Below are 25747 nucleotides of genomic sequence, written 5' to 3' on the forward strand. Positions count from 1 at the left end.
TCACCGTGAAGTGCATGTTTAAAATTCGTTGCGGGAGGCCGCCCCTTTGGTGGTAAAAACTCTCAGTTTAGCGTTTTCAAAATGCTGCGCTGAGGTTCCTGAAATGGAAGTTTTTGACCTAAAGAATGAAATTTAAACGTGCTAAAATACATTCCGGACAGAAAGATTATAACACTTTATTTTTCTGTAAAAGGATACGCATATTGAATTCTTCAATCGGACCATTTGAATACACACTACAAAATTTACTTTATGAAAAGATTATTTCACTCAATTTCCCTAGTAGCATTCTTCTTATTTACTATTTCTCAAAATTCTTTTGCCCAAAGCGAAAAATTCGGAAAAATCGACAAACAATCCTTGGAAATGGACTACTATGAAAAAGATAGTAGTGCCAATGCCGTAGTACTGTTTGATGTGGGCCGCTCTTATTATGAATATAACCGCAATGAGGGTTTTAAATTGGTGTATGAAAGACATCGTAGGATTAAGATCTTTAACCAGAATGGATATGACTATGCCGAACATGCATTTTCCTATTACAACCCCAAAACTTCCCGGGGAGCGAATGAAAGAGTGTATGGCCTTAAAGGATACACCTACCTTTTAGAAAATGGGAAAATAGCAAAGTACAAACTGGAAAAAGATGCCATCTTTGAAGAAGAAGTAGATAAAAAAGGGCGGTACCGCACAAAATTTACCATGCCCAATATCAATGACGGAGCGGTGGTAGAATACACTTATAAAATAGTTTCTGATGGCTCTTCTCTTCGCGATTGGTATTTCCAAGGTGAAATTCCTGTTATGTGGAGTGAGTATACGACTGAAATCCCTGAGTATTTTCACTATAAAAAATTCTCTCAAGGCTTTGAAAGCTTTCACAAACATGAGGAAAACCAACGAACGGGCACGATCACATTTATGGGACGAGGCTATGCGGAGAATCTCAATTACACTATTAATACTGAAAAATTTGTCATCAAAGATGCCCCGGCTTTAAAAGACGAGAAATTTATTACTACCGAATGGGACTACTTTACTCAAGTAGAATTTCAGTTGGCTACGGTCAGATACCCCAACTCTCCATTGAAAAATGTACTTAACACATGGGAAAAAATATGCGAAGTGTTACTTCAACACGAAGATTTCGGGGGGCAAATTCGAAAAAAAGGTTATTTAAAGGAAGTTGCAGAAGGAATCAAAAGCCAATACAAAACGCCTGAAGAGAAAGCCCTTGCCGCGTATGCATTTGTCCGTGAAAACATCAAGTGGAATGGTGAAAAAAGCCTGATAGCGGATAAAGGGAGTAAAAAAACCTTTGATGAAAAGGTGGGAAATTCCGCAGACCTCAACCTTATGTTGGTTTCACTTCTGCATGCCGTAGATATAAATGCACAAGCCCTTATTTTAAGTACGCGCGACCATGGAAAAGTAAACCCTTTTTACCCTTTGATTGATAAGTTTAACTATGTCATTGCTTATGTCAAACTAGGAGAGAAAACATTTCTCTTGGATGCCACAGAAAAGACACTTCCTTACGGTATGCTTCCCTACCGTTGTCTCAATCAGCAAGGGAGAATCATCTCAGAAAAATTTTCCGATTGGGTAAGTCTTTACAACGGAGGAAGCCACTCTTCTCTTACTTCGGTTCATTTGAAGATGAACGATATGGAAGAACTCAGTGGCGTGATGCAAATGCAAATAAAAGATTACTCAGCCCGTCCGGCACGTTTGGCTTTACGCAATGGGACTTCAGAAGAGGAATATTACAAAGAAAATATTCAATCCGAAACAGCCGGCTATTCTGTAGATTCCTATACATTCAAAAATGTGGATGATTTAAATAAACCGCTGGATACCCAGTTGAATATTACCTTGGAAGATGTAACCGTAGGCGGCCGGGTATATTTGAACCCTATTTTGGAAAGTCCTTTTACCGAGAACCCTTTAAAACAAGAAGAGCGGAAATTTCCGGTAGACTTCGGGTGCCCACAAAGCTACCAGTTTAACCTCACCTTAGAATTGCCCGAAAAGTATGAAGTAGAAGAGTTACCCCAAAACATTAAAATTAACCTGCCCAATAAAGGAGGCTACTTTCAATATTTAGTGGGGAAAAGCGCTAACCTGATTCAACTCAGATGCGTTGTGAGTATTTCACAAACAATGTTTTTACCGGAAGAATATCCTATTTTAAAAGAGTTTATCAATCAAATTGTCAACAAACAAAAGGAGCAAATTGTATTGAAAGAACGCACTTAAGCTGAATATTCCTCATGAAAAAATATTGGATGTATCACTCAATTCAAAATAAGCTAGGCCCCAACATATTCATATGGGTACTGGCTTTTGCCGGTTTGCTTAGCTTACAAGGTTTTGCACAAAACTATCCGGTCAACACAATCCCCAAAGACCTTCTTCAGGGAGCGGATGTTGTAGCCAGGGAAAGCGTACTTGAAATTGAATTTATTTCTGAAAAAGAATACCTTACCAAAGAAAAACAGGTATATACCATCTTAAACCGGGCAGGAGAAGAGTTTGCCGAGCATATTAGTTTTTATGACAATGACATCAATATTTCATATATCAAAGGCAGCGTGTACGATGCGAGTGGTAGAGAAGCAAACAAGTTAAAAAAGTCCGAAATCCAAGACTTTAGCGCTGCCGATGGTATTAGTCTGCACACTGACGCCCGGGTGAAAGTAGCCAAGCTCACTCATCACACTTATCCCTTTACGGTAGCATACGAAGAAGAAAATAAATATAACACTTTGTTTCACTTACCCACTTGGATGCCTCAATCGGCAGAAAAAATGGCCGTGGAATATGCTTTGTTAAAAGTACATATTCCTAACAACCTAAAAATCCGGTCCAAAGAATTGAATTTGCCCAAACCGGGAAAAATCAATAAAACAGAAGGAAGCACTACTTATACTTGGGAAGTAAAACAATTATCCGCCATCAAAGAGGAGCCCTTTAGCCCCAGATGGGATGAACAAACACCAAGTGTCATTTTTGCGCCCAGTCAATTTGAAATGGGTGGATACTCGGGCAATATGGATTCCTGGGAAGGCTTTGGAAAATGGATTGCTCAATTAAACCGCAACCGGGATCGGTTGCCGGATGCCACCCTACAGGAAATAAAAGAACTGACACAAGGTGTAAACTCTTCCCGTGAAAAAATTGCGAAAGTGTACGAATACCTCCAAAACAAAACCCGATATGTCAGTATACAATTAGGCATCGGAGGATACCAACCTTTTGAAGCTTCTTTTGTAGATGAGAAAGGATATGGCGATTGTAAAGCACTTTCCAACTATGCCTATGCCCTGCTAAAGGCCATTGGCATCGATTCACATTATACTTTGGTATATGCAGGAAAAAGCGGTGGGTATCCTCTTTACAGAGACTTTCCCGATAACCGGTTTAACCATGCCATCTTATGTGTACCCAACCAAGGAGATACCGTATGGTTGGAGTGTACCAGTCAAACACAGGCTGCAGGATATATGGGTACTTTTACAGGAGATCGTGAGGTTTTGCTTATCACCCCGGAAGGAGGAAAGATCGTTAGTACTCCTCAATATGGAAAAAAGGAAAACCGGCAAGTCCGGGTAGGCCATGTAAACCTGGATGCACAGGGCAATGCCAATGCCAACGTTACTTCTCGTTACTATGGGGCTATACAAGACGGCAGCCGGGCACACTATGTCAACCAATCTGCCAAAGAACAAAAAAAGTGGCTATATGAAACTATGGAAGTATCCAATTTCGCTATTCAGGACTTTGAATTACAAAGACAAAAAGAAGAAATTCCGTTTGTAACAGAACGCCTGACAATCCAAGTCAATAAATATGCCTCTCAAAGTGGCAAAAGATTGTTTTTCGCTCCTAACCTCATGAGCAAAAACTCATTTGTCCCACAGCGAACGGAAGAACGCAAAAACGAAATTGTAAAACGCAATGCCTACATTGAAGCAGACACCATCACCTATCAGCTACCCGAAAACTATCATATAGAACACCGGCCGGAAACCACCTCTTTCCAATCGCCTTTCGGAAGCTATGAATCTTCCGTTCTTCAAAAGGATGGCAAGTTGATTTATATACGAAAAGTAGAAATCAACAAAGGCCGGTTTCCCAAAGAAGAATACGATGCGTTAGTCAATTTTTATAAAGCCATGTATAAGGCAGATAAACAAAAAATAGTACTCGTAAATAAAACCTAAACAAAGTACCTCCTGCATACTCAAGGGTCTCTACGGGGCCCTTTTTTTAATTTATTTCGTTCAACTTGGTACACCGCTGAACAATTCCGTACACTCCGGTTGTTTTAAATTTAACTACACAACACTGTATCACAGATACTTACACACAAAGGCATTAAACTTGGCAAAAACAAGTTAATAATCCTTTTGGGAGTAAACCCCTCCTCTGATACATCTATTTAACTCCTTATTTCACGCAAAGGGCCTTTCCCTTCTGCCAACTTCCACTGTACTATCTCAAAGTATCCTTTAAGATTACTACCGTCAAATTAATGTTTACAAAAAACACCGCAATGAAACTCATCCAACCTTCCTTGCTCATACGTTGGGCTTTCGTATTTTTTTTCTTTGTATGTTGTAATTACGGAATGGCTGTCGATGGCAGTAAACACAAATTGAAAAGGCTTCAACAAGAGGCTGCTAAAGTGGGGCTGAAATTCAGCTTTTACCCTGTCAAAGACAGCAAAATCATCAAAGTATTTTACAGCAAGGAAGATGGCAAAAAGTTAACCTTTGAAGTCCTGAGCCTTAATGGAAAGGTACTTGCCAAAAGTGTACATAATGCCAAACACGAAGGGAGAATTACGTTTAACCTTCAAAAAGAAAGCCCCCGGTTTGTTCAATTAAGAATTGTCAAAGAGCAGTTTAAAGGCACTTTTGAAATTGATTTAGAGCATTTTTCCCAACCTGCTTTAGAGGCTGATTCCGGTAGCAAAAACGCTTTTGAAAGTAGTGCTTATGCTGTGATTAACACATTTCATATTAAATTTTTCTATATCAACCCTGACTTAGTTCCTACAGTGGTCAAAATTTACAATGAGAAAGATAAACTGGTAATGACCCAACTACTTCCCCAGGAAAAAGAAGCACAAATACGCTTTGACATGGAAAAAATCGGATTAGGTAAATATACCATCGTAGCAGAACAGGCTGATCATCAATATACGCATAGAGTATGGGTGAAATTTCATAAACAATATGCTCCCTTTAAAGCCGACAAAAAGAAAAATCCCGTAAGGCAATTGGGGAAATACTTGTTATTGCTCCCCTTAGCACTTTTATTATAGAAGTGGTTTACACGTATAGTTTTTGACCGAACATGGAATCAAAACCGGCTCATCATGGCACTTTTTGAAGAGAATAGCCAAAACCATTGTTGAAAAAAGTAACACAGAGGAGGCCTTTTTGAAACATTTTTTAGCTAAAAGAAAAAGGTTAATTCACTTCATAACTTAAGTTCAATCCTCAACCGATAGCTCTACTCTGGTCGGTTCCTTATCCCCTCAAAGTTAAAAACCTTGAGGGGATTTTACTTTCCACCAAATGATCCTGTTCCGGAACACATGAAACCCAGTCTTACATTTTGCCTTGTAGTCTGGGATTGATAACTTTGCGCCTTGATTGAAAGGCTATGCATAAGGTAGTATTATTATTAGGCGGCAATATTGGCGACAGGCAAGCCAACTTAACACAGGCAAGGTTGGAAGTCGATCGGCAATTGGGAAAAGTACTGCAAACCTCCGCGTTGTATGAAACGGCTGCTTGGGGAGTGGAGGATCAACCTTCTTTTCTCAACCAAGCCTTAGTCATCCTTACTGCATTGCCTCCCGAAGAACTCCTTCAAAAGATTCATAAGGTAGAGGCTAAACTGGGCCGCAAACGCCAGGAGCGTTGGCATAGTCGCACCATCGATATCGATATTCTTTTTTATGGGGATTTACAGATAGATACTCCCACACTCACCGTTCCACATTCCGAACTACATAACCGCAAGTTTGCCTTATACCCCCTGAGTGAAATAGCCGCAGACTGGATGCACCCGGACTTTAAGATGTCTGTCAAACAATTATTGGACATATGCCCTGATAAACTTCCGGTCAAGCGCTTCGACAAACACCACGGCCTCCTTACTGTAGACGAATTTTAGAAATTCAACTGAAATAAATCATTGATTTGGCTACCAAGCTGCCACAAACAGAAGGCTCTTGGCTTTAATCACTTATCTTTGCTTTACAATTTAATTACCTATTGATCAACTTGAACTGTATTCGATGGCAAGAAAAAATAGAAATCGGATTATTGAAAATTTGGAAATTATCGATATCGCGGACGAAGGAAAAAGTGTGGCCAAACAAGACAATATGGTCATTTTTATAGACCGGGCCATTCCGGGCGATATTGTGGATGTCAGAATCACCAAAAAGAAGAAGAACTATATGGAAGGTCTGCCGGTCCGGTTTCATCAATATTCCCCGGAACGCAAAGAGCCTTTTTGTGAGCATTTCGGCTTATGCGGAGGGTGTAAATGGCAACCCCTTGAGTACAGTAAGCAGCTTGCCTACAAACAAAAACAAGTAGTGGATGCATTAACCCGCCTGGCCAAGGTAGAATTTCCGGAATGTAAACCCATCCTCCCTTCTGCAAAAACAACTCATTACAGAAACAAGCTGGAGTTTACTTGCACCAATTGGCGTTGGTTGACTACAGAAGAAATTGAAAAGGCAGAAAACGAAAGTATTGAACGCAGAGGAGTAGGTTTTCACATTCCGGGTCAATACGATAAAGTCTTAAATATCCATACCTGTCATTTACAAGCCGATCCTACCAACCAAATCCGAAACCTGATCCGGGATTTTGCCATTCAACATGATTGGTCTTTCTACAATGTCAAAAAATTCGAAGGCTTTCTCAGAAACATCATTGTCCGGACGGCTACCACCGGGGATCTGATGGTGATTGTACAGTTCGGTGAAGAACAAAAAGAGGAGATTAACAAACTTCTGGATTATCTGAAAGAACAAATTCCTCAGATCAGTTCTCTCATGTACGTGATCAATACTAAGAAAAACGATACATTCCACGATCTGGAGGTACAGCTGCACAGTGGCAAACCCTATATTACGGAAGAAATGGAAGGCTTGCAATTCCGGGTTGGGCCCAAATCATTCTATCAGACCAACTCCGAACAGGCGTATGAACTTTATAAAGTAGCCCGGGACTTTGCCGGGCTAACAGGAAATGAAACTGTGTATGACTTGTACACCGGCACCGGAACGATTGCTCAGTTCGTAGCCCGTTCCGCGAAAAAAGTCATAGGGGTTGAGTATGTGCCTACTGCAATCGAAGATGCAAAGAAAAACGCCCAACTTAACCAGATTGAGAATACCGAGTTTTTTGCCGGAGATATGAAAGACATCCTTACGGAAGAGTTCATAACTACCCATGGCCAGCCCGATGTGATCATTACAGATCCACCACGCGCCGGCATGCACCCCAATGTGGTGGAAACCATTATCAAAACACAAGCGCCCCGAATTGTCTATGTGAGTTGTAACCCTGCCACTCAAGCCCGTGACATCGCGCTTCTCAAAGAGCATTACCAAGTGAAAGCAGTACAACCGGTAGACATGTTTCCCCATACGGCTCATGTAGAAAATGTAATTTTATTAGAAAAAAAATAGGGTAAATTATTACATACTTGTATAAAAAAAGGTGCACTGCTCAGCGCACCTTTTTTTATACGGTAAAAAGTGAAAGTTTGTCAGAACACAAAAGGTTTCCTTTGAAAAACTGTCATAAAAAACGACATTTTTTCACAATTAACCCATTGGTATACAGATTGATATATATAAAATCAGAAAACTAAATTTACGAATCACTAATTAACCTTAACAGTAATTTACCATGGGAACTTTAATGAAAACAAACGGTGGCTTTTTCCCTGATTTTCCCACCATCTTTGAAGACTTTTTTAACCGGGATTGGACAAACAGGTTCGCAAACGCACCCGTACCGGAACGAGGCACACTTCCTTCTGTTAATGTCAAAGAAACAGACAAGAGTTTTGAATTGGAAGTAGCTGCTCCGGGAATGGACAAAAAAGATTTCAAAATCGAACTAGACAATGACATGTTAGTCATTTCGGCAGAAAAAGAACAAAAGACGGAAGAAAAAGAGGGAAAATATACTCGTCAGGAGTTTAGCTACAGCTCTTTCAGACGCTCATTCACTCTGCCCGAAAGAATGGTCGAAATTGAAAAAATTACGGCTAACTACAAAGAGGGTATCTTGTACCTCCATATTCCGAAAACAAACGAGGCCAAAACAAAGCCTGTGCAACAAATTAAAATAGGATAAAGGAAAAAAGAGCGGGAATTATCCCGCTCTTTATATGTGTCAGTCCAAAACCTCTTCAAGGAATAAATACTTGGAAAGGTTTTATTTAATTATTTCACTTGTACACTCACCTTGGCAAACTTCCCGATACTTTTGTGATTCGTCTGCATCAACAGCAACTTTACCGTATACCTTGTTTTCGGATTCACTTCCTCAAATACAATGGGTTTTAAATTCCGGTGAATGCCAATCTGCAAATTTGCCACAGCCCCCTCTGCATTTAATTCTTCCAATATCCAATGAATATGGGTGGTATCTTCTCCTACGGCCCAGTTTTTCACTTGAAAGGCTACTTTAAAGGGCGATATTACCATACTTCCATCCTTTGGGGAAAGAATGGTAATGGAAGGCCCTCCGGTACTCGTCAGCCCTTCCTCTGCCTCCTCAATACCGCATACAGGAATGCTCGCAGCATAATACCCCCCTGAAACAGATTTCTTGTGTTGGGAAGAAAACAGGAGAAAACTACTTAGTAAAACAATAACAAGAGAAAATCTGAACATGGCTATTCCGGTCAATTTACACAAGATGAAAATAAACGGTTCAGCTATATAAAGCACAGATTTTCAGTTAATATTCCCAAACAGTGACAAAACCTTCCCTCCTATTTTCTACACCAAAATCTCACATTCCGGCAAGGCTTGTTGTACCTCTTCCGGTATTTGTAAAGGAGGAAGATTTTGATTCTTTCCATTATAGCGCAAATTGAGGAATTTTAAATTTTTCAGGCTCATGACTTCCATTGGAAACTCCGGAAAACGGTTGAAAGACAAATCCAAGCGTTCCAGGTTTTGCAATTTTTCTATTGCCTTAGGCAAGGACTTGAAATAGTTGGCAGAAGCATCCAATTCTTTCAGATTGTCAAACTTGGCTACATCTTTTGACAAACGCTCCAGCTTACAATTATGCAAGTCCATTTTGCTGATTCTTTCTTTTTGAGGATGTTCTGAGGGAAACTTGATTTTCGTCTTTACATAAGACAACATCACTTCTTCCGGGTCTGTTTTTCTCCAATCAAAGTACCCTACTCCTTTATGAAAATTCAAAAAATCACCGGAGGTAAGCACTTCCAATGCTTTTATATGCCATTCGCTTTTTTGAGGCAAGTTTGCCAATGTATAATTCAATCCTTTTCCATAGCGCTGATAAAGTGCCAAGCTCAACATGGCGGCTAGTTCCTGCCCCGATATTTTTTCCAGCTTTTCTAATTTTTTGCTGATTTCCCGTTCCTTACTGCTTTCCATAGTAGTGAAAAGTTGCCGGTCACGTACAATCCCTAACCATTCACCGGGGCCATAGGCCTCCAAGAGTTTTTTGGCTTCTTTTCTTATGTCAGCATCCTCCGAGCATTTCTGCACCAACAGCAATTCGACAAACACCGTTTCCGGTATCCCTCCGCTCTTCAACATTTCCAAAGCCACTTGTTGTGTTGCCGGGTCATTGCTCTGTAACATTTGCACTACCCCTTCTCCCATTTGTTGTTCTCCTTGCCGGGCTTCCTGCACCAAAAATTTCGGATCGGCTTCTTCAAAGACTTGGTACAATTGATTCTCCAGCAAAACATTGACCTTGGCATAGGTTTCTTCCGGCAAGATCACCGGAGGCTTTTTACCAATCACAAGGTGACTAATGCCTTCTTCCCATTGATTACACAATGTCAGGTGCAAGGCTTCCATATTTTCTTTGATCTCTTTTTTAGACTGTTGGAATTTACCCGACATAAAAACTTTGCTCCCTGCACAGAGTTTTGTCACGGATTCTTGTTGTTGCGCAAGGGACAAGATCCGTTGTACGACATGATCCTGTATGGGTTTGAAAGGGATATTCAAGGCTTGTAATAAACGGTATAGCGGCCATTCTTCAGAGATGGCAAATTTCTTCAGAGGTTGAAGTTGATAAAAAAACCACTCCTTATCACTCCGCGAAAGCCCGCTTTTTCCCAATGCCGCCATCAAACGAAAAGCGTCTTTTTGGGATAAAGACGGAAATTCAAATGGAAGCCCATCTTCGATAGGCAACATTTTTTTCCCCTCCATCAGAAAGAGAGGATCGGGAAAAGGATTCCCTGAAATCAAAAGCCGTTCTAACTTCGGTATCGTAAACAGAAAACCAAACTCTTCTATTTGAGTGTTTCTCAACATCAAATCGACTAAGCTCTGCATCGTACTCCAATCTTCCGGCACTTTGGATAGTTTGGAATTTTCAATGAGCAAAGAGTCGAGATGTTTCAACTCCATTACATAAGGCGGCAGCTCCTGTATTTCAGCATCCGTAATATATAAGATCCTCAAAGAATGACATTCCTCCAGCTCCTGGGGAAACGTAGAAATCCCTTGCAAGCATAATCTGTATAAGTTCGGAAGCTTCTTAAATTCCCGCATGTCAAAACCAGGCGCAACCAAAATAAAGACTTCAACATTGGATAATCGGGAAACTTCCCGGGGAAATTGCCTCCATTTTGCTCCGGTTAATTCCAAATGCCTCAAGCTTGGTACACAAAAACAAGCGGGAAATACTTCCGTCTTCTCTACCTTTAACTCCAAATGCGTGAGATGAGGAAAAAGCTTGGAGGCTTCTTTTTCCTTCCAGGCTTCCGGGGCTTCGGGCAATTTTGTACATTCTAACGTTAAATGGCTGAGAGGATTTCCTTCCAAAAAAGCCGGGAACTCATTCAACCTGGGTAAATTGAGTTTTACATATTCTAATTCGGGCAACGTTCCTATATCTTCCGATACGTTCTCTATGGGTCCGGTTAGACTTAAGGTTTTTAAACCTGGCAAGCAAAAATAAGCGGGGAATACCTCCGTCTCCTCTACCTTTAATGTCAAATATGTGAGAGATGGAAAAATCTCAGAGGCTTCCTTTTGCTTCCAGGCCTCCGGAGCTTCGGGCAATTTTGTACACTCTAATATTAAATGGCTGAGAGGACTTCCTTCCAAAAAAGCCGGAAACTCATTCAACCTGGGTAAATAAAGTTCTAATTCTCTTAATTCCGGAAAAATCCTAACGTTCTCCGGTATTTTTTCCAATTGCTCACATTGAAGACTCAAAAGCCAAACTTCAGGATTGCATTTGGCTAAAAAATCGTTCAATTCTTCTAAGGAACATTTTGAATCTTCGACCTTTAAATATTTAGCTTCTTGTAGTTCTTCGGAAGCTAAGGCCGCACGGATATCTGTAATGGTCATATTATATTTATGTCTATAATGCTCAAAAAAGATACTTTCAAATTTTATATTTAGAGCATGTTTAAATTTCACCTTTTGGGCTAAAAAATTCCATTTCAGGAACCTCAGCGCATCATTTGTTGCGGTCCGGTAGCCGGCACTCTGCAACAAATTTTAAACATGCTCTTATTACAACTTTCGAGTTAAAGTAAAATTTCACAGTCCGGCAAAGCTTGGGAAGCTTCTTTAGGAATGGATAATAGATGAAGGTTCGCACGCAAATCCAGCCGTTTTAAGCTTTTCAAAGCCAGTACTTCCATAGGAAATGTGGACAATTTGTTATAAGACAAATCCAATTCTTCCAACCGTTCTAATCCCCCCATATTTGCAGGGAGTGATTGAAGCAAATTGGTATTCAGATTCAAACTTTTCAGCCGTCTCAATTGCAGTATGCCTTTAGGAAACACCCGGAGTTTGTTCCTTTCAAAATCCAATTCTTCCAACTGCTCTAACCCTGTCAGGTTGTTTGGAAATGATTGGAATTGACTTGAACCAAGATCCAGCCTTTTCAGCTGATTTAGTTGCAACACATTCAGAGGAAATTCCTTAAGCGTATTAAAATTTAAACCCAACTCTTCCAACTGCTCTAATTCCACTATGTTTGCCGGAACGGATTGGACACCATTCCCGAACAAATCCAAGCTTCTCAGTTTTTTCAAAGACAACACTGCTTCCGGAAATTCCTCTAGTAGATTAAGAGAAAGGTCCAGCTCTACAAGATTTTCAAATTCAGCGAGTTCACAAGGCACTAGCTTTAAATTACAATGCTCTAAATTCAATTGGGTCACCTTCTTTTTATAAGGATAATCCGAGGGAAATTTCAGACGTATTTTTGAATGCTGCCCTCCCCCATGGCTTAAATCCATTATACTGTCTGTGGTAAGAGTTTCCAAAGTCTTAAGGCGCCATGGATGGAACAAAGGCAGATGAACCAAGAGGTAAGGGAGTCCCTTACCATGCCGTTGAAACAGTTCAAAACTAAACCGGGCCAGCAGCTCGCGCCCTACGAACGTCTCCACAAAACACTGCTTTTCATAAATATCCTTGGATTCCTCTTTGAGGTTTTCAAAGTCAGCATTCCAGACAAGACTCAACCATTCGGCTGGCCCATAGATTTCCAGCAATTTTTTCGCTTCCGCCCGCACGTTTTCCTTTTCCGAACATTTTTGCAACAGCAGTAATTCCATAAATAACGGCTCGGGTACCCCTCCTTTTTCCAATATTTCCAAAGCCAGTATCTGCGTGGCAGGATCATCGCTCCTCAACATCCGGACAAGCCTTTCTCCGAAAGCTTTCTCTCCTTTTACATCTTGTAAAAACCCTGACTGATAAGCCATTAACAAACGACACAGTTGGTTTTCCAATAAAACACAAGCCCCGATAAAGGCCACTTCCGGCAAGGCTACCGGAGGACATTTGCCGATTACGATATGGCTAATACCATCTTCCCACTGTTTGCACAAGGTCAGTCCCAGTACCTCCAGGTTCTTCGCAATCACTTGTTCCGGCCAGTGGAATTTGCCTAAGAGCAGTACTTTGGCCCCTGCACAGAGTTTTGTCTCTGCCTCTTGCGCTTCGGAAAGAGCCAATAGCCAGTTTACTACCAAACTATGCAACAGTGAATAGTCAATATGGAAGGCTTGTAACAAGCGACTCACCGGCCAATCGTTGGGAATCTTCAGCTCAGTCAGCTCCTTGAACCGGTAGAAAAACCACTCTTTGTCTTTCCGGGAAAGCTTACTCTTCACAAGGGCCTGCACAAAACGAAGAGTCTCGCTTGCATTTAATAAAGAGAACCCTTTGAAAACATCGGTTGCTATCGGAAGGTGATGGTTGCTATCCAACATAAACAAGGGATCGCGGATTGGATTTCCCTCGATCGAAATTCGCTGAATGTACAAGCTCGAAAGTGTATAAAGAAAGGAAAAATCCTCCAGTTGGTTGTTAGCCAATTCCAAGAATTCCAGGTTTTTCAGAGCACTCCAATCTTCCGGAACCCGGGACAAGCCGGTACCTGTCACCTGTAGGTGTTTAAGGCATTTCATCCCGGTTACGTAGGCTGGCAGCTCCACAAGCTCCCCTCCTTCGAAAGTTAAGCTCTCCAGTTGTTGGCATTCTTTCAGATCCGGATGAAGGGAAATATTTTGTACCTTGAGCTCATTGAGGAATTTACAGGCAGATATTCCCGCTAAATCAATTTGAGACGGCTGATCACTTTTCCATTTCAGATACCTCAACTCTTTCAAAAAAGAAAATACAGGCCCTTTCTTCACCCTCTGTTTGCTAGTGATTTGCAAAGACTCTAACCTCTCGGGCCAAGCATCCGTAGTGGAAAAAGTTTCGATTTCTACGTCTTCCAATTTCAACGTTTCCAACTTTGGGCAATTATTCAACTCAGGAAGTTGGCGCAGTGGAGCTTTGATGATCAACCCTTCCAAGCCGGACATTGCAACAAACTCTTCAGGTAACTGTGGTAGCTTTTTGCTACGTATTCTCAACGTTTTCAAGGTGGGCAAACAAAAACAGGCCGGAAGCTGCCACATCTTGTCCACATTTAAAGAAACTGTTACCAATTGGGGAAATACCTCCGTTTCCCCAAGGTAGTTCCATTCTTCGGGTATCCCGGGCATTTCAACACAGGCAATACTTAATCTCCTATAAGCAGCTCCTTGGAAAAAAGCAGGCAGTTTTTTCAAATTGGGAAGCTCTAGTATTACCTGTTCCAAACGGGTAAACCCACCCATGACTTCCGGCAATTCTTCTATCTTCTCATTCCAGATCACCAAGCTCACACATTGAGGATTACAGCTGGCTAAGAAGCTGTTCAATTCTTCTACCGAGCAAGCAGGATCTTTAATTTCCAGGGAAGTCGCATATGCCAGCACCTCCGGATCGCTGGCGGCCCGGATATCTGTAATTTCCATGTTTTGAGTTACTCAGATCAATGGTTTTGTTTTTTAGAAAGCCCTCTTCCCTTACAGTAAAATTTCACATTCCGGTAAAGCTTTCTGAATATCTTTAGGCATTGGAAATGAACGATTTTGCCAACGCAAATCCAACCGCTTTAAGTTTTTCAAAGCCAATATTTCCTTTGGAAATTGAGTCAGTTCAAGCCTCGTCAAATCCAGTTCTTCCAGCTTTTCCAGTTCCCTGATTTCCACCGGAAGAGCATTGATCGAGTTACGTCCAATTGTTAGTACTCTCAGGTTTTTCAATGCCAATACTTCTTTAGGAAACTCGGTAAGTTTATTCGCAAATAGATCAAGCTTCTCCAACTTTTCCAATTCAACGATTTCCGCAAGAAGAGAGCTAATATTGTTGATACTGAGGTCCAATACTTTCAAATTTTTCAACGCCAATACTTCTTTGGGAAACGCCTCCATACTACAAACTCCCAAGCACAATTCTTCCAAATTTGCTAAACCGGCAATACTTGCAGGCAGAGAAATAATTTTACTGGAGTACAAATTCAACACCTTCAGTTTTTTCAAGCTCAGCACTACTTCCGGTAGTTCACAGAGATTATTCCCATAGAGGTTCAGTTCGGTAAGGTTTTCAAATTCACGGATCTCCCGGGGTAAAACCTCTATACCACAATTGCTTAAATTCAATTGGGTGATTTTGGCTTTATGGGGATAATCCGAGGGAAATTTCGGGAGGACATCAATATTCCACTTTGACCAGTGATCCAGATTCAACACGTTCTCATTCTCCCGGGTGAGGACTTCCATAGCTTTTAAACGCCATTCGTTATGCAAAGGCAAGTTCGCAAACAAATAATGTATTCCTTTGCCATAGCGCTCAAACAAGCCCAAGCTAAATTGGGAAAGCGGTTCTTTCCCGGTTACTTTCTCCAACTCACATTGCTTTTTATAAATTTGATGCTCCGCTTTTTCCTGGCTGTTCACAAAGTTTTTCCGGTCGCGCACAAAGCTCAGCCACTCAGCCGGCCCGAAAGCTTCCAAAAGCTTTTTGGCTTCTTTTCTCACCTTGGAATCCTCCGAGCATTTCTGTATCACCAGCAATTCGATAGATAAGGGTTCCGGTACACCTCCGCTTTTTAACATTTCCAGGGCTACCATTTGGGTTCCGGGATCCTCACTTTGCAACATTTGCATAACTCCTTCACCCATCTGTTGCTCTCCTTGCCGGGCCTCTTGCAGCAGGAATTTCGGGTCTGCTTCTTCCAACAAACGGTACAATTGATTTTCCAACAATACACAGACTCCTTCATACGCTTCTTCCGGCAAATTTACCGGAGGCCGCTTCCCTACGACAATATGGCTAATACCTTCTTCCCATTTGTTGCATAATGTCACATTTAAGGCCGTCAACTTCTCTTTGAGTTCTTTTTTGGTTTGCTCGAATTTCCCTGTTAAATACACTTTGGTTCCCGCCTGAAACTTCTCTTCTGCCTTCTGTTGTTCGGAGAGTTCCAAAATTCGGTGCGTCAATACATCTTGCAAAGGCTTATAGGCAATATGCAATGCCTGCAACAAGCGGTACACTGACCAGGTTGGAGGAACCGTAAAGCTGGTTTGCTCCTTGAATTGCGTATAAAACCATTCTTTCTCTTCCCGGGAAAGTTTGCTTTTTGCCAAACCCGAGACAAAACGAAGGGTCTCTTTATAACCAAGAGCAGTAAATGAATCCAGAGCCTCTATACGTACCGGAAGCATTTTGTTGCCTTCCAACATAAACAGAGGATCGCTTATAGGATTTTTTTTAAGGTTGATAAAATGTGTTTTCGAATTAGGTAATGTATAGACAAATGCCGCGTCTTTGAGTTGATTATTTTCCAAATCCAAACACTCCAAGCCTTTCATTCCACTCCAATCATCCGGTACTTGTGACAGCTGGGTATCTATAACCTCTAATGAAAAGAGGTGTTCCAACGCCGTCACATAGAAAGGCAAGGAGGCCAACTCCCCTCCCTTTATTTTAAAATATTTCAAGCCTTCACAACCCTTCAAACCTTCGTGTAGAACGACATTCTTTAACTCAAGATGCTCCAGCGATTTACACACGGAAATACCCGCCAAATTGGCTTTGGAAGGCTTTTGGTTAAACCACTCTATTTTCCACAGGTTTTTCAAGATAGAAAAAACCGGGCCTTTGTTCACCGCTATTTGATTTGAGATAAACAAATATCCCAAGCTCTCCGGCCAATAATCCGTAGAAGAAAAATCTTCTATTTCCGTTTTTTTCAGATACAAATATTTCAAGCCCCTGAGGGTATGCAAAACAGGCATTTGACAGAGAGGAGCCTCTACAGACAAGTTTTGTAGCATTGTCATCTTTGCTAACGTTCCGGGAAATTCACGCAACTCGTTGCTGAATACTTTCAAGTATTTCACGCTGGGCAAACAAAAGCTGACCGGAAAATGCTTCATCCTTTCTATGTCAAGGGTAAAGCGGATCAATTGAGGAAGCAAAACAGGCTCTCCGGTATGGCTCCATTTCTCAGGGATCCCGGGTAACTCAGCACATTTGATGGTTAATTCCTTATAAGCGGCCTCCTGAAAAAAGGAAGGAAGCTTTTTCAAGTTAGGAAGGTCAAGTATCACATACTCCAAGGCAGTCAATTCCCTCATGGCCTCCGGCAGCTCTTCAATTCGATCGTTCCGGAAAAACAAAGTCCTGCAATTCGACTTATATTTTGTAAAGAAATCATTTAGTTCCTCTACCGTACAGCTTTTGTCTTCAATGAACAGCTGACCTGCTTCTTTCAAGGTGTCAAGATCTACAACTTGATGTATATTATTAATTTTCATCTATTTACAAGTTCTATTATCGGTTTTAGTTTTTGAACCTTTCCTAAGACTACATCTTAATTTCGCAGGAGGGCAAAGCTTCTCTGATTTCTTCCAATAAGGATCCGGCCAATTGCTTTTTATTGAATTTACAAGTATATAAATTCAGTTCTTTTAAATTTTTCAAGGCCAATATTTCCTTCGGAAACCCGGTTAACTCATTCGCATATAAACCAAGCCTTTCCAAGTTTTCCAATACAGCGATTTCTTGAGGAACGGATTTTATTTTGTTACTCCCTAGATCTAATGCTTTCAGTTTTTGCATACTCAACACCACTTCCGGAAACTCGTGAAGCTGGTTTTCTTTCAGACTCAATTCGGTTAAGTTATCAAACTCGGTTAACTCGCGCGGTAAATATTTCAACCCGCAACAACTCAATTTCAATTGGGTAATCTTCGATTTATGGGGATAGTCTATGGGGAATTTCGGATAGGTGTCAATTTTCCACTTTGACCATTGGTCCAGGTCCAACACCCCGTCTTTGGTAAGGAGTTCCAGTGTTTTCAGACGCCATTCATCATGCAAAGGCAAGTCTGTTAACAAATAATGTACTCCTTTGCCAAAGCGTTGAAACAATTTCAAACTAAATTGAGCAAGCAATTCTTTCCCGGCTACCTCTTCCAGATCGCACTGTTTTAAATATAGATCACGTTCCTCTTTTTCCCGGATGTTCACAAAGGTCTTCCTGTCACGGACAAAACTCAACCATTCAGTCGGACCGAACGCTTCCAAAAGCTTTCGGGCGGCTTTTCTTAGGGCCACCTCCTTCGAGCATTTTTGTATCAATAGCAATTCAATAAATAACGGCTCCGGTACACCTCCGTTTTTCAGCATTTCCAAGGCTACCATTTGTGTGCCGGGTTCTTCGCTTTGTAACATCTGTTCTACTCCTTCTCCCATCTGCCGCGCTCCTTCTTGGGCCTCTTGCACCAAAAATTTCGGATCGGCCTCTTCAAACAAGCGGTACAGTTGATTTTCCAGCAAAAGACACACCTGGTCATAGGATGCTTCCGGTAGTTTCATGGCAGGCCGCTTCCCTACCACAATGTGACTGATACCTTCTTCCCACTTGTCGCACAGCGTCAGGTTCAGTGTTTCCAATTTTGCTTTGATTTCCTTTTTGGGCTGTTGGAATTTTCCTTCCAAATAGACCTTCGCCCCTGCCCGGAGCTTTGCTTCAGCCTCTTGTTGTCCGGAGAGTTCCAGTATCCGTTGCGTTATGATGTCCTGTAAAGGTTTATAGGCAATGTTCAAGGCCCGTAATAGCCGGTATGTTGACCAATCATGGGGAAGGGTCAGTTTGGGAACTTGCTGAAACTGATGGTAAAACCACTCTTTCTCCTCTCTGGAAAACTTGCTTTTGCTAAGCCCAAACACAAAACTAACCGTTTCTTGATACGAAAGCGGGGCAAATTTTTGCAGTTCATCGGTTTCTATAGGGAGCTTTTTTGTGCCCTCCAACATGAATAGAGGGTCGCTGATGGGATTGTCCCCAATAATAATTCGGTCAATTTTCGAACTCTTAAGGGTATAGAGAAAAGAAAAATCCTTGAGTTGGTTGTTTTCCACACTCAAGGTCACCAAGTGCTTCAATCCACTCCAGTCCTCCGGCACCCGTGACAATTGTGTATCTTTGATATCCAATAAGCGGATGGAATCCATCCCCATCAGATAAACCGGTAGTTCTTCCAGTTGCTCTCCTTTGATTTTTAAAAACCTCAAACGGTCACATGCGGTCAAATCTTCATGCAAATCCACATTCTTAACCTCTAGCTCCTCCAGGTTTTTACAAACAGAGATACCCATCAAATTGACTTTGGAAGGCTTTTGGTTACGCCAAATTATCTTTGTCAAATTTTGCATCGTAGAAAAATCCGGTCCTTTGTTCACCCCAATCATATTGTGAATAAACAAGCTTATCAGATTCTCCGGCCAACAGTTGGCAGATGAAAAATCCTCTATTTCTACTTTGTGCAAACTCAAGTTTTTCAGATTTGAGAGATCATGCAAAAGAGGCATTTGCCGCAGGGGGGCTTCTATCACCAACCGCCTCAGCTCCGGCATTACCGCAAAATCCTCAGGCAATTGGTGCAGATAGTAGCTGTATATTGTTACTTGGCGCAAAGAAGGGACACAAAAGCAAGCCGGTAATTCTTGCATCTCGTCTATATCCAATCTCAAGCTGATGAGAGGAAAGGAGAGCGGCTCTCCCGATTGAAGCCAAGCCTCGGGCACCTCAGGCATTTTGGTACAACTGATGGTTAATTCCGTATAAAAAGCCTTTTGAAAAAAATCCGGAAACTTCTTCAGCTTCGGAAGGTCAAGCGTTACCTCTCGCACTGTAGACAGTAAGCCCATGGCCTCCGGTAGTTCTTCCAGATGATCGTGTTTAATTTTTAAAGCCCGGCAAGTAGGTTTGTATTCCAATAAAAAATCATTTAACTCTTCTTTGGAACAGTTAGCATCTGCAATCACAAGCTCGTTTACTTGTTGGATTTCATCTTTAATAGCAGTATCTAACGTTTCAATATATTTACTTTTACTATACATGAATACAGGTGGTTTAGGGAAATGCCTGTAGGGGTTTTGCTTTTCAAACATCACAAGCAAAACCCCTATAGGCAGGATATCCGGATTAATTCAATGCTTTGGGATAACAATACAAACGCTTTAGTTTGGATAGTTCTTTTACTCCTCCGGGCACTTTTACAGGTACTTTGGAATACACAAAAAGCTCTTTCAGGTGTATCAATGCTTTAAAACTCTCCGGTATGCTTGTTATTTGGTCTCCTTGAATTCGAAGAATGCGTAAGCGGTTCAACTGTGTCAGTTCATCCGGCAGTTTCTCCCCGGTAATGTTCAAACTCAGTTCATTCAATGTGATATGTTTATACAATGACGGGGGAATGCCCTCCATTGCTCCCCCATCCATCATCAGACGTTTTAACTTTCCTTCAAAAAGCGGTTGGGAAAGCAATTGCTCCATTTCTTCCTTTGTCAAGGCCCAACCCGTGGTCTTTAAGTAATGCGCTTTTTCCAAAAATTGAGGAAAGACGTTTTCAAAAAATTCACTTCGGAAAGGGCTTTTCAAGCTACTTTTCAAGCGGAAAAACTCGCGTATAAATTTTCCGCTACGCTTGTAGTGGCAAACGGCCATTGAGGCAATATCAAACTCCGGGGCCATTGTTTCATAATCCCCGTAAGGGCATATGGAAAGTTGCAAGTTGGTCGGGTCGGAAAGGATTTTTTGAGCTCCTACTGGCAGTTGTGCTTTCAGTAGCTTTCTCAATTGGGTTTTGACCGATTTATCTTGAGAGGTTTTTGCTATGATTATTAACTCCGGCCAAAGCTCTTCCGGTGTTCCCCCTTGTTTTATCATCTCCAACACTATTTTTTCATTGGCCGGATCGTTCGTCCAGAGCATAGCCCGGAGGTGCGATAAATGATCATCGGGTATTTCCATCAAAAAGCCAGGCTTTTCTTTTTTATGAAGCGCTTCACTTTCCATTTCCGAAAAATAAAAATGCGGATACTCACAAAATTCCTCTGGCAACTTGGCCTTGTTGCACAACATCACAAAATCCGTATCCTTTTTTACTTTGGTTTGATAAGTAAAACCCATCGCTTGTAAATGTTCTTTTATCTGAGTTTTACTATTTTTCGAAGTACCGGCAATGGCCACCGTTTTTCCGTTAAAATCTTTTACGTCCTTATCAGATAGCTTTTGCCTTTTGGGGTTCAGTGCATATAAGCGCTCGAAAAGTATTTGCTTGAGTTCCGGGTTTTTCCCATTGAGCACTTCCACACAAGCCGGGACTAAATTTTGCGGCAAACGTTGAGATACATCCATTTCAAATAGCAAATACCCGACTGCCAAACGGGCTTCCGCAGAATATTTGTCCCTATAGAATATTCCGGGCAGATCATTGATTATGCTCTCATATTGTTCGGGTATACAGTCTACCTTATAAAATCTGTAACTTATACGATCCGACTCTACAATAAACTCTTTGGGGATAAATTGGAGGCTCACTTCCTTTAATAGGACCTTCTTCAGTGAGGGCATTTTCAACCAAGAGAGAGGAAGCTGTTGAACTTGTAGTTTGGTCAGGGTGATTTCTGTCAATTTAGGACATTTTGCCCAAGACTCCGGCAATTCTTTCAGGACTGGGAGACCTTTTAACTCGATTGTGTTTAAATTACTATTTTCACGACCAAAAGCAGGCAACTGTTTTAAATCCGGACAATCCTGAATACCAACTTTTTTTAAATGAGAAAGTTCTTGCCAGTCGGTAGGAAAATGCTCCAAGGGCAAGTGTTCAATGTTTACCTCTCGTAATGACTTGAAGCCATTGGGCAAAGACTTCAATTCACAATTCTTCAACCGCAAACGTATCAAATCAGAACATTGTAATAATTTCTCAGGCCAGTTTTTAAGCGCAGAATCGGATAAGGATAATGTTTGCAATGCGGGCATTTCTCCCAGAAAGGCTCGGGTATCGTCAAAAAAGCAATTATTCAAATGTAACTCATGTAATACAGGCAAACGTTCAAAGGAAAAGGCCAAAGGGCGTTCGGGTTTTCCCAGGCTGCCACAATACAACTCGTTCAATTGGAAAAGCGCTTCCCACCCTTCGGGCATTTGAGTAAGAACAGGCAAGTTTGCCAATACACAATGCTCTAGTGCAACAAGGGGCTTGAAGGAAGGGATCTGTGAGAGGTTTGAATATTTCTGGAGACTAAATTTCTTCAGCTTTGTTAGTTTTTCAAAATGAATTCTCAAAACGGTGTCCGGGCTTTCCTCCAAAGACAAATGTTCGAGATTTACAGCCTCAGAAAGGGCTTCGACCCCCTCCACCATACCTTTCAATTCTACTTCGAGGAGCTTGTCGGAAGCCAAAAAAGCTTTGGGAATTTGTGATTTTTCGCCGGTAAAACTCAGTTTTTCCAGATAAGGAAAAGCCTGCCAACCCATAGGCAATTGTTCCAATTTCGGAGCATGGCCGATGGTCAACTTACGCAAAGGATGTTCTTGTAATTCTTCCGGTAATTCCGATAGATATTTGTTGGAATCCAACACCAGTTCTTCCAAACGGAAATGAGCGGCAATTTCTTTTAAATATTGGTTGACATCTACTTTACTTCGCGAGAAGGTTGATTTGTAAAGTTCAAGACGAATTCCCTTCAAATTAGGGTATTGTTTTTTTAACCTTTCCGGCACCTCCGGTTTATTCAAGTAAATAGCCTCTACTTCCGGAAATTGTTCAAATTTGCCATAATAATAAGACGAATGATAGTATAATGACATTGGTTTAGTTTTTTAACTGTTTGAAAAAAATGAGTCTGTTGGCTTTACATTTTCTTTAATAAAAGCATACTGACTTCCGGGTCTGTCATGACCATTTTCAAGTGTTTGTTATTGGAATTTACCAGGTCTTGCAACAGAGACAAGCGCAAATCATTGGGTAAAAAGTCCATTTTGATAAAACTCTGAAGATTTTTCACTTCTTCCTTATCAGGCTTTATATCATTGATGGTTAGGTAATTCACCAAGCGGGTACACAGTGTTGCCATGATATCCACCCGGAAGATATCCTTATTCACACAGCCTTTTACTTCCTGGTACACTTGTTTGGTAAAGTCTTTGGCTTTACAGATTTTTTCCGGACTGATCAATTCGCTCAGGTTTTGTTGCACAAAGGCGATAAAAGCCGAAACGGTCTCTTCATCCAGACAGGAAGCCGCCAGCATTTGCACCAAGGAAAGTTCTTCCGAAAGATTTTTGATATGAGCAATACTCTCAAAAAACTGCACTAAAGAGCGGGGAGTAGTGCGATGCCCTTGGGCAATTTCGGGATAGGTGAGTACAAAGTTGATCCCCCGTGCATCCACTCCGGCTTTTTCAGCCCAGTAGGCCCAGGTTTTCGCTTCGAACTGCATGGTGATATGCATCATCCGGGTCAGCATGGCATCGTCCATAGGCGTTACCGAATAATCTCCTCCGTCCGGGTTCGCCGTTAGTACGATTTGCCATTTTTCGGGCAGTTTCCAACTGACCAATTCGTAGTTTTGCAAGAGCTGCATAATTCCCCGGAGGATACGGTCGTCTGCCCGGTTCACGTCATCGATCAACAAAATACCCGGTCCCGGAGTATCGGGCACCCAATCCGGTGCACTGAATACGGTTTTGCCCTTTTCCACCGCCGGCATTCCCACCAAGTCTCCCATTTCTTCAAACTGGGCCGGAGCTATATAAGCAAAGGCATAGCCATTCTCTTCAGCTACTTGTTGTACAATATCCGTTTTACCGATTCCATGGGTTCCCCATATACATATCGGGGTTTTCTTTCGCCCCTGTACTTCAGCAGTGGCATTGGTTTGCAACAAGTGCCCGATAAAAGTTTTTACTTCCCGGGCATTTGCTTCAGTACCATAAAAAATGTAGTTGTGTCCTTGACTCATTTTCCAAAATATGATTAATGTGGTATAAAGTTTTTTCTGGGATTAGGGCTTAGTTTTAGGGATTAGAAAGGATCCCATTCAAACATTGAACCCGGACGACTTATTCTCTCAAAACCGGTCAGAAGAGTAACACATACCGGATCTTCCTTCCTCTCTCAAAAACTCGCCTCTACCCCCCTCCTATTCAAAGTAAAATAACGACTTTCTACAAACGAATCACTCTTCCCGGCAAATGTGCTCCGCTATTCATTTTTCCACTGGAAAGCACCCACAATATGGGCATCCGGGGCTTTACTTCGGGTGCCGGTGCGCCTCCATCCGTAAAGTAAATCACCGCATCCGGACGCAGCTTTTCATTCGCCAGCTCGATAGGTGCATTAAAATCTGTTCCCCCTCGACCGCTCACAGTATCGGGAATTTCACCTTTAAAAGGGTAAATCTTCTGGATATTGACATCACACTCCACGATCGTGACAACAGCACCCTGCCGGTATACATGGTATATTTCATTAAAAAACTCCTTAAACTCCTCTATAGCCACACTACCGGAAGTATCGATGGCTAACAACAATTCGTGTTTGCGTTTGATTTTATGCCCGGGGGTGGTGCCATAGCGTTTGGAAGGTCTACGGATGGTATTCTTCAAATAAGTACTATTACTGGAAGCCGCAAACAAACGCAAGGCCCGTTTCCAATCCACTTTGGGTTTTTCAAGCAACAAGTTTTCCAAGGCTTCGATAATCCCGGCAGGTAAATTTCCCCAACCTTTATGACGAATACGCAAAGCTGCTTGCTTGGTCACATTTTTCAGTTGTTGTTCCAGTACTTTGAGTTCTCCCGGTGTTAGCTCATTAAACTCTTCCCAATAACGGTGCTGTTCAAAGGCTGGCAAATTTTCTTTTAACAACTCGTCTAACATTTTCCTTCCTTCACCAGGTTGGCCGGTCTCCGAGGAGGTTTGATGGAGTACCTTTAGTAATTGATGATAATAGTAATCCACATCCTGTTCGGCTTTCAACTCGATACCACACTCCTCTTCCACCCATTTAAAAAAGTCGAGGGTCATTCCACCTTCCGGCAATTGTTCCGGTTTGATGTACTGGTTTACGACCAAGTCGGCTGCAATATTGTATAACCGTTTGTTGGAATAGCCTTTTTGTCTGATCAGATGTTTTAGTACCAAATGCAGCACTTCGTGTTTGATCAAGCCATATTGATGCTCTTGAGATAAGGACTTCCAAAAAACGGGGTTCACCATCAACTTTACCATTTGCTTCCGGTAAAGTGCCACTGCTGCCGTGTTTACCCTTTTTGTGAATTCTTTGGGAACCCCCATTAAAAAATGCCCATAAAAAGGCTCATGCAGCAATAGTTGAATGCATACTTTTGAAATTTCTTCCAATGTTTGTTGATTTTAAATACTTGTAACAACGCTTCCAATTTAGAAGTGTACAAGTACGGTTGAGCCCATCACAATCTATAAGATCCCCCTCTTAAAGTTAACCTTACTACTCTCAGAGGGTTCCTAGCTTTTAGAGCATATTTACATTTCAGCCTTTGGGTCAAAAACTCTCCTTTCAGGAGCCTCAGCTCAGTATTTTGAGAACCCGAAACTGAGAATTTTTACCATCAAAAGGGCAGCCCCCGCAAAGAATTTTAAACATGCTTTTAGTATATTCTTTATCGTATAATAATAAATACCACTGTTTGGTATTTCACACAAGTATATCTTGCCAGTCCGTAAACTATTTACGGTGATATCTTTACCCAGAAAATTAGCTTTGTTCCATTGCCAGTGAAAAG

Annotated in this window: 14 protein-coding genes; 6 read left to right on the plus strand and 8 right to left on the minus strand. The window is 41.5% G+C overall.

Translation table 11 applies throughout. The features are described from left to right. Positions 1-252 precede the first annotated feature (252 nt). The 6 genes from AAG747_RS11635 (at position 253) to AAG747_RS11660 (ending at position 8402) form a co-directional block, all read left to right on the plus strand. Positions 253-2259, plus strand: a complete 2007-nt coding sequence (locus AAG747_RS11635) for a DUF3858 domain-containing protein (RefSeq protein WP_346821345.1) — start codon at positions 253-255, stop codon at positions 2257-2259. 14 nt (positions 2260-2273) lie between these two features. Next, complete coding sequence (locus AAG747_RS11640) at positions 2274-4226, plus strand: DUF3858 domain-containing protein (RefSeq protein WP_346821346.1); 1953 nt, start codon at positions 2274-2276, stop codon at positions 4224-4226. Between the two features lie 332 nt (positions 4227-4558). Then, on the plus strand, positions 4559-5332 hold the full coding sequence (locus tag AAG747_RS11645) for a hypothetical protein (protein ID WP_346821347.1): 774 nt from the start codon (positions 4559-4561) through the stop codon (positions 5330-5332). A 344-nt stretch (positions 5333-5676) separates the two neighbouring features. Further along, positions 5677-6192, plus strand: a complete 516-nt coding sequence (gene folK, locus AAG747_RS11650; RefSeq protein ID WP_346821348.1) for a 2-amino-4-hydroxy-6-hydroxymethyldihydropteridine diphosphokinase — start codon at positions 5677-5679, stop codon at positions 6190-6192. A gap of 124 nt (positions 6193-6316) precedes the next feature. After that, a complete protein-coding gene (rlmD, locus tag AAG747_RS11655) occupies positions 6317-7726 on the plus strand; it encodes a 23S rRNA (uracil(1939)-C(5))-methyltransferase RlmD (RefSeq protein WP_346821349.1) in 1410 nt (469 codons plus the stop codon). Between the two features lie 223 nt (positions 7727-7949). Beyond that, entirely contained in the window at positions 7950-8402 is a 453-nt protein-coding gene (locus tag AAG747_RS11660) for an Hsp20/alpha crystallin family protein (protein WP_346821350.1), read from the plus strand. An 89-nt stretch (positions 8403-8491) separates the two neighbouring features. On the opposite strand, the gene AAG747_RS11665 is transcribed toward AAG747_RS11660, so the two are convergent. The 8 genes from AAG747_RS11665 to AAG747_RS11700 all read right to left on the minus strand — a co-directional run bounded on the left by AAG747_RS11665 (position 8492) and on the right by AAG747_RS11700 (position 25346). Further along, positions 8492-8944 carry a hypothetical protein gene (locus AAG747_RS11665; RefSeq protein ID WP_346821351.1) on the minus strand — a complete coding sequence of 151 codons (453 nt, stop codon included), beginning with the start codon at positions 8942-8944 and terminating at the stop codon, positions 8492-8494. A 108-nt stretch (positions 8945-9052) separates the two neighbouring features. Beyond that, positions 9053-11629 (minus strand): leucine-rich repeat domain-containing protein, encoded by a 2577-nt coding sequence (locus tag AAG747_RS11670; RefSeq protein WP_346821352.1) that lies wholly within the window; start codon positions 11627-11629, stop codon positions 9053-9055. A 182-nt stretch (positions 11630-11811) separates the two neighbouring features. After that, positions 11812-14592 carry a leucine-rich repeat domain-containing protein gene (locus AAG747_RS11675; protein ID WP_346821353.1) on the minus strand — a complete coding sequence of 927 codons (2781 nt, stop codon included), beginning with the start codon at positions 14590-14592 and terminating at the stop codon, positions 11812-11814. 51 nt (positions 14593-14643) lie between these two features. After that, complete coding sequence (locus AAG747_RS11680; RefSeq protein ID WP_346821354.1) at positions 14644-17442, minus strand: leucine-rich repeat domain-containing protein; 2799 nt, start codon at positions 17440-17442, stop codon at positions 14644-14646. 49 nt (positions 17443-17491) lie between these two features. Further along, on the minus strand, positions 17492-20032 hold the full coding sequence (locus tag AAG747_RS11685; protein WP_346821355.1) for a leucine-rich repeat domain-containing protein: 2541 nt from the start codon (positions 20030-20032) through the stop codon (positions 17492-17494). Between the two features lie 85 nt (positions 20033-20117). Further along, positions 20118-22790 carry a hypothetical protein gene (locus AAG747_RS11690; RefSeq protein WP_346821356.1) on the minus strand — a complete coding sequence of 891 codons (2673 nt, stop codon included), beginning with the start codon at positions 22788-22790 and terminating at the stop codon, positions 20118-20120. Positions 22791-22834: 44 nt separating this feature from the next. Next, positions 22835-23944, minus strand: a complete 1110-nt coding sequence (locus AAG747_RS11695; protein WP_346821357.1) for an ATP-binding protein — start codon at positions 23942-23944, stop codon at positions 22835-22837. A 205-nt stretch (positions 23945-24149) separates the two neighbouring features. Continuing rightward, positions 24150-25346: a vWA domain-containing protein gene (locus AAG747_RS11700; RefSeq protein WP_346821358.1), complete on the minus strand. Its 1197-nt coding sequence runs from the start codon at positions 25344-25346 to the stop codon at positions 24150-24152. Positions 25347-25747: the final 401 nt, after the last annotated feature.

The organism is Rapidithrix thailandica, assembly GCF_039710355.1.
Classification (GTDB): Bacteria; Bacteroidota; Bacteroidia; order Cytophagales; family Flammeovirgaceae; genus Rapidithrix; species Rapidithrix thailandica.

Excerpts from the sequence above, each read along its gene's own strand:
- AAG747_RS11635 (WP_346821345.1), top strand. The coding sequence starts at position 253 with ATGAAAAGATTATTTCACTCAATTTCCCTAGTAGCATTCTTCTTATTT.
- AAG747_RS11640 (WP_346821346.1), top strand. The coding sequence starts at position 2,274 with ATGAAAAAATATTGGATGTATCACTCAATTCAAAATAAGCTAGGCCCC.
- AAG747_RS11645 (WP_346821347.1), top strand. The coding sequence starts at position 4,559 with ATGAAACTCATCCAACCTTCCTTGCTCATACGTTGGGCTTTCGTATTT.
- folK (WP_346821348.1), top strand. The coding sequence starts at position 5,677 with ATGCATAAGGTAGTATTATTATTAGGCGGCAATATTGGCGACAGGCAA.
- rlmD (WP_346821349.1), top strand. The coding sequence starts at position 6,317 with ATGGCAAGAAAAAATAGAAATCGGATTATTGAAAATTTGGAAATTATC.
- AAG747_RS11660 (WP_346821350.1), top strand. The coding sequence starts at position 7,950 with ATGGGAACTTTAATGAAAACAAACGGTGGCTTTTTCCCTGATTTTCCC.
- AAG747_RS11665 (WP_346821351.1), bottom strand. The coding sequence starts at position 8,944 with ATGTTCAGATTTTCTCTTGTTATTGTTTTACTAAGTAGTTTTCTCCTG.
- AAG747_RS11670 (WP_346821352.1), bottom strand. The coding sequence starts at position 11,629 with ATGACCATTACAGATATCCGTGCGGCCTTAGCTTCCGAAGAACTACAA.
- AAG747_RS11675 (WP_346821353.1), bottom strand. The coding sequence starts at position 14,592 with ATGGAAATTACAGATATCCGGGCCGCCAGCGATCCGGAGGTGCTGGCA.
- AAG747_RS11680 (WP_346821354.1), bottom strand. The coding sequence starts at position 17,442 with ATGAAAATTAATAATATACATCAAGTTGTAGATCTTGACACCTTGAAA.
- AAG747_RS11685 (WP_346821355.1), bottom strand. The coding sequence starts at position 20,032 with ATGTATAGTAAAAGTAAATATATTGAAACGTTAGATACTGCTATTAAA.
- AAG747_RS11690 (WP_346821356.1), bottom strand. The coding sequence starts at position 22,790 with ATGTCATTATACTATCATTCGTCTTATTATTATGGCAAATTTGAACAA.
- AAG747_RS11695 (WP_346821357.1), bottom strand. The coding sequence starts at position 23,944 with ATGAGTCAAGGACACAACTACATTTTTTATGGTACTGAAGCAAATGCC.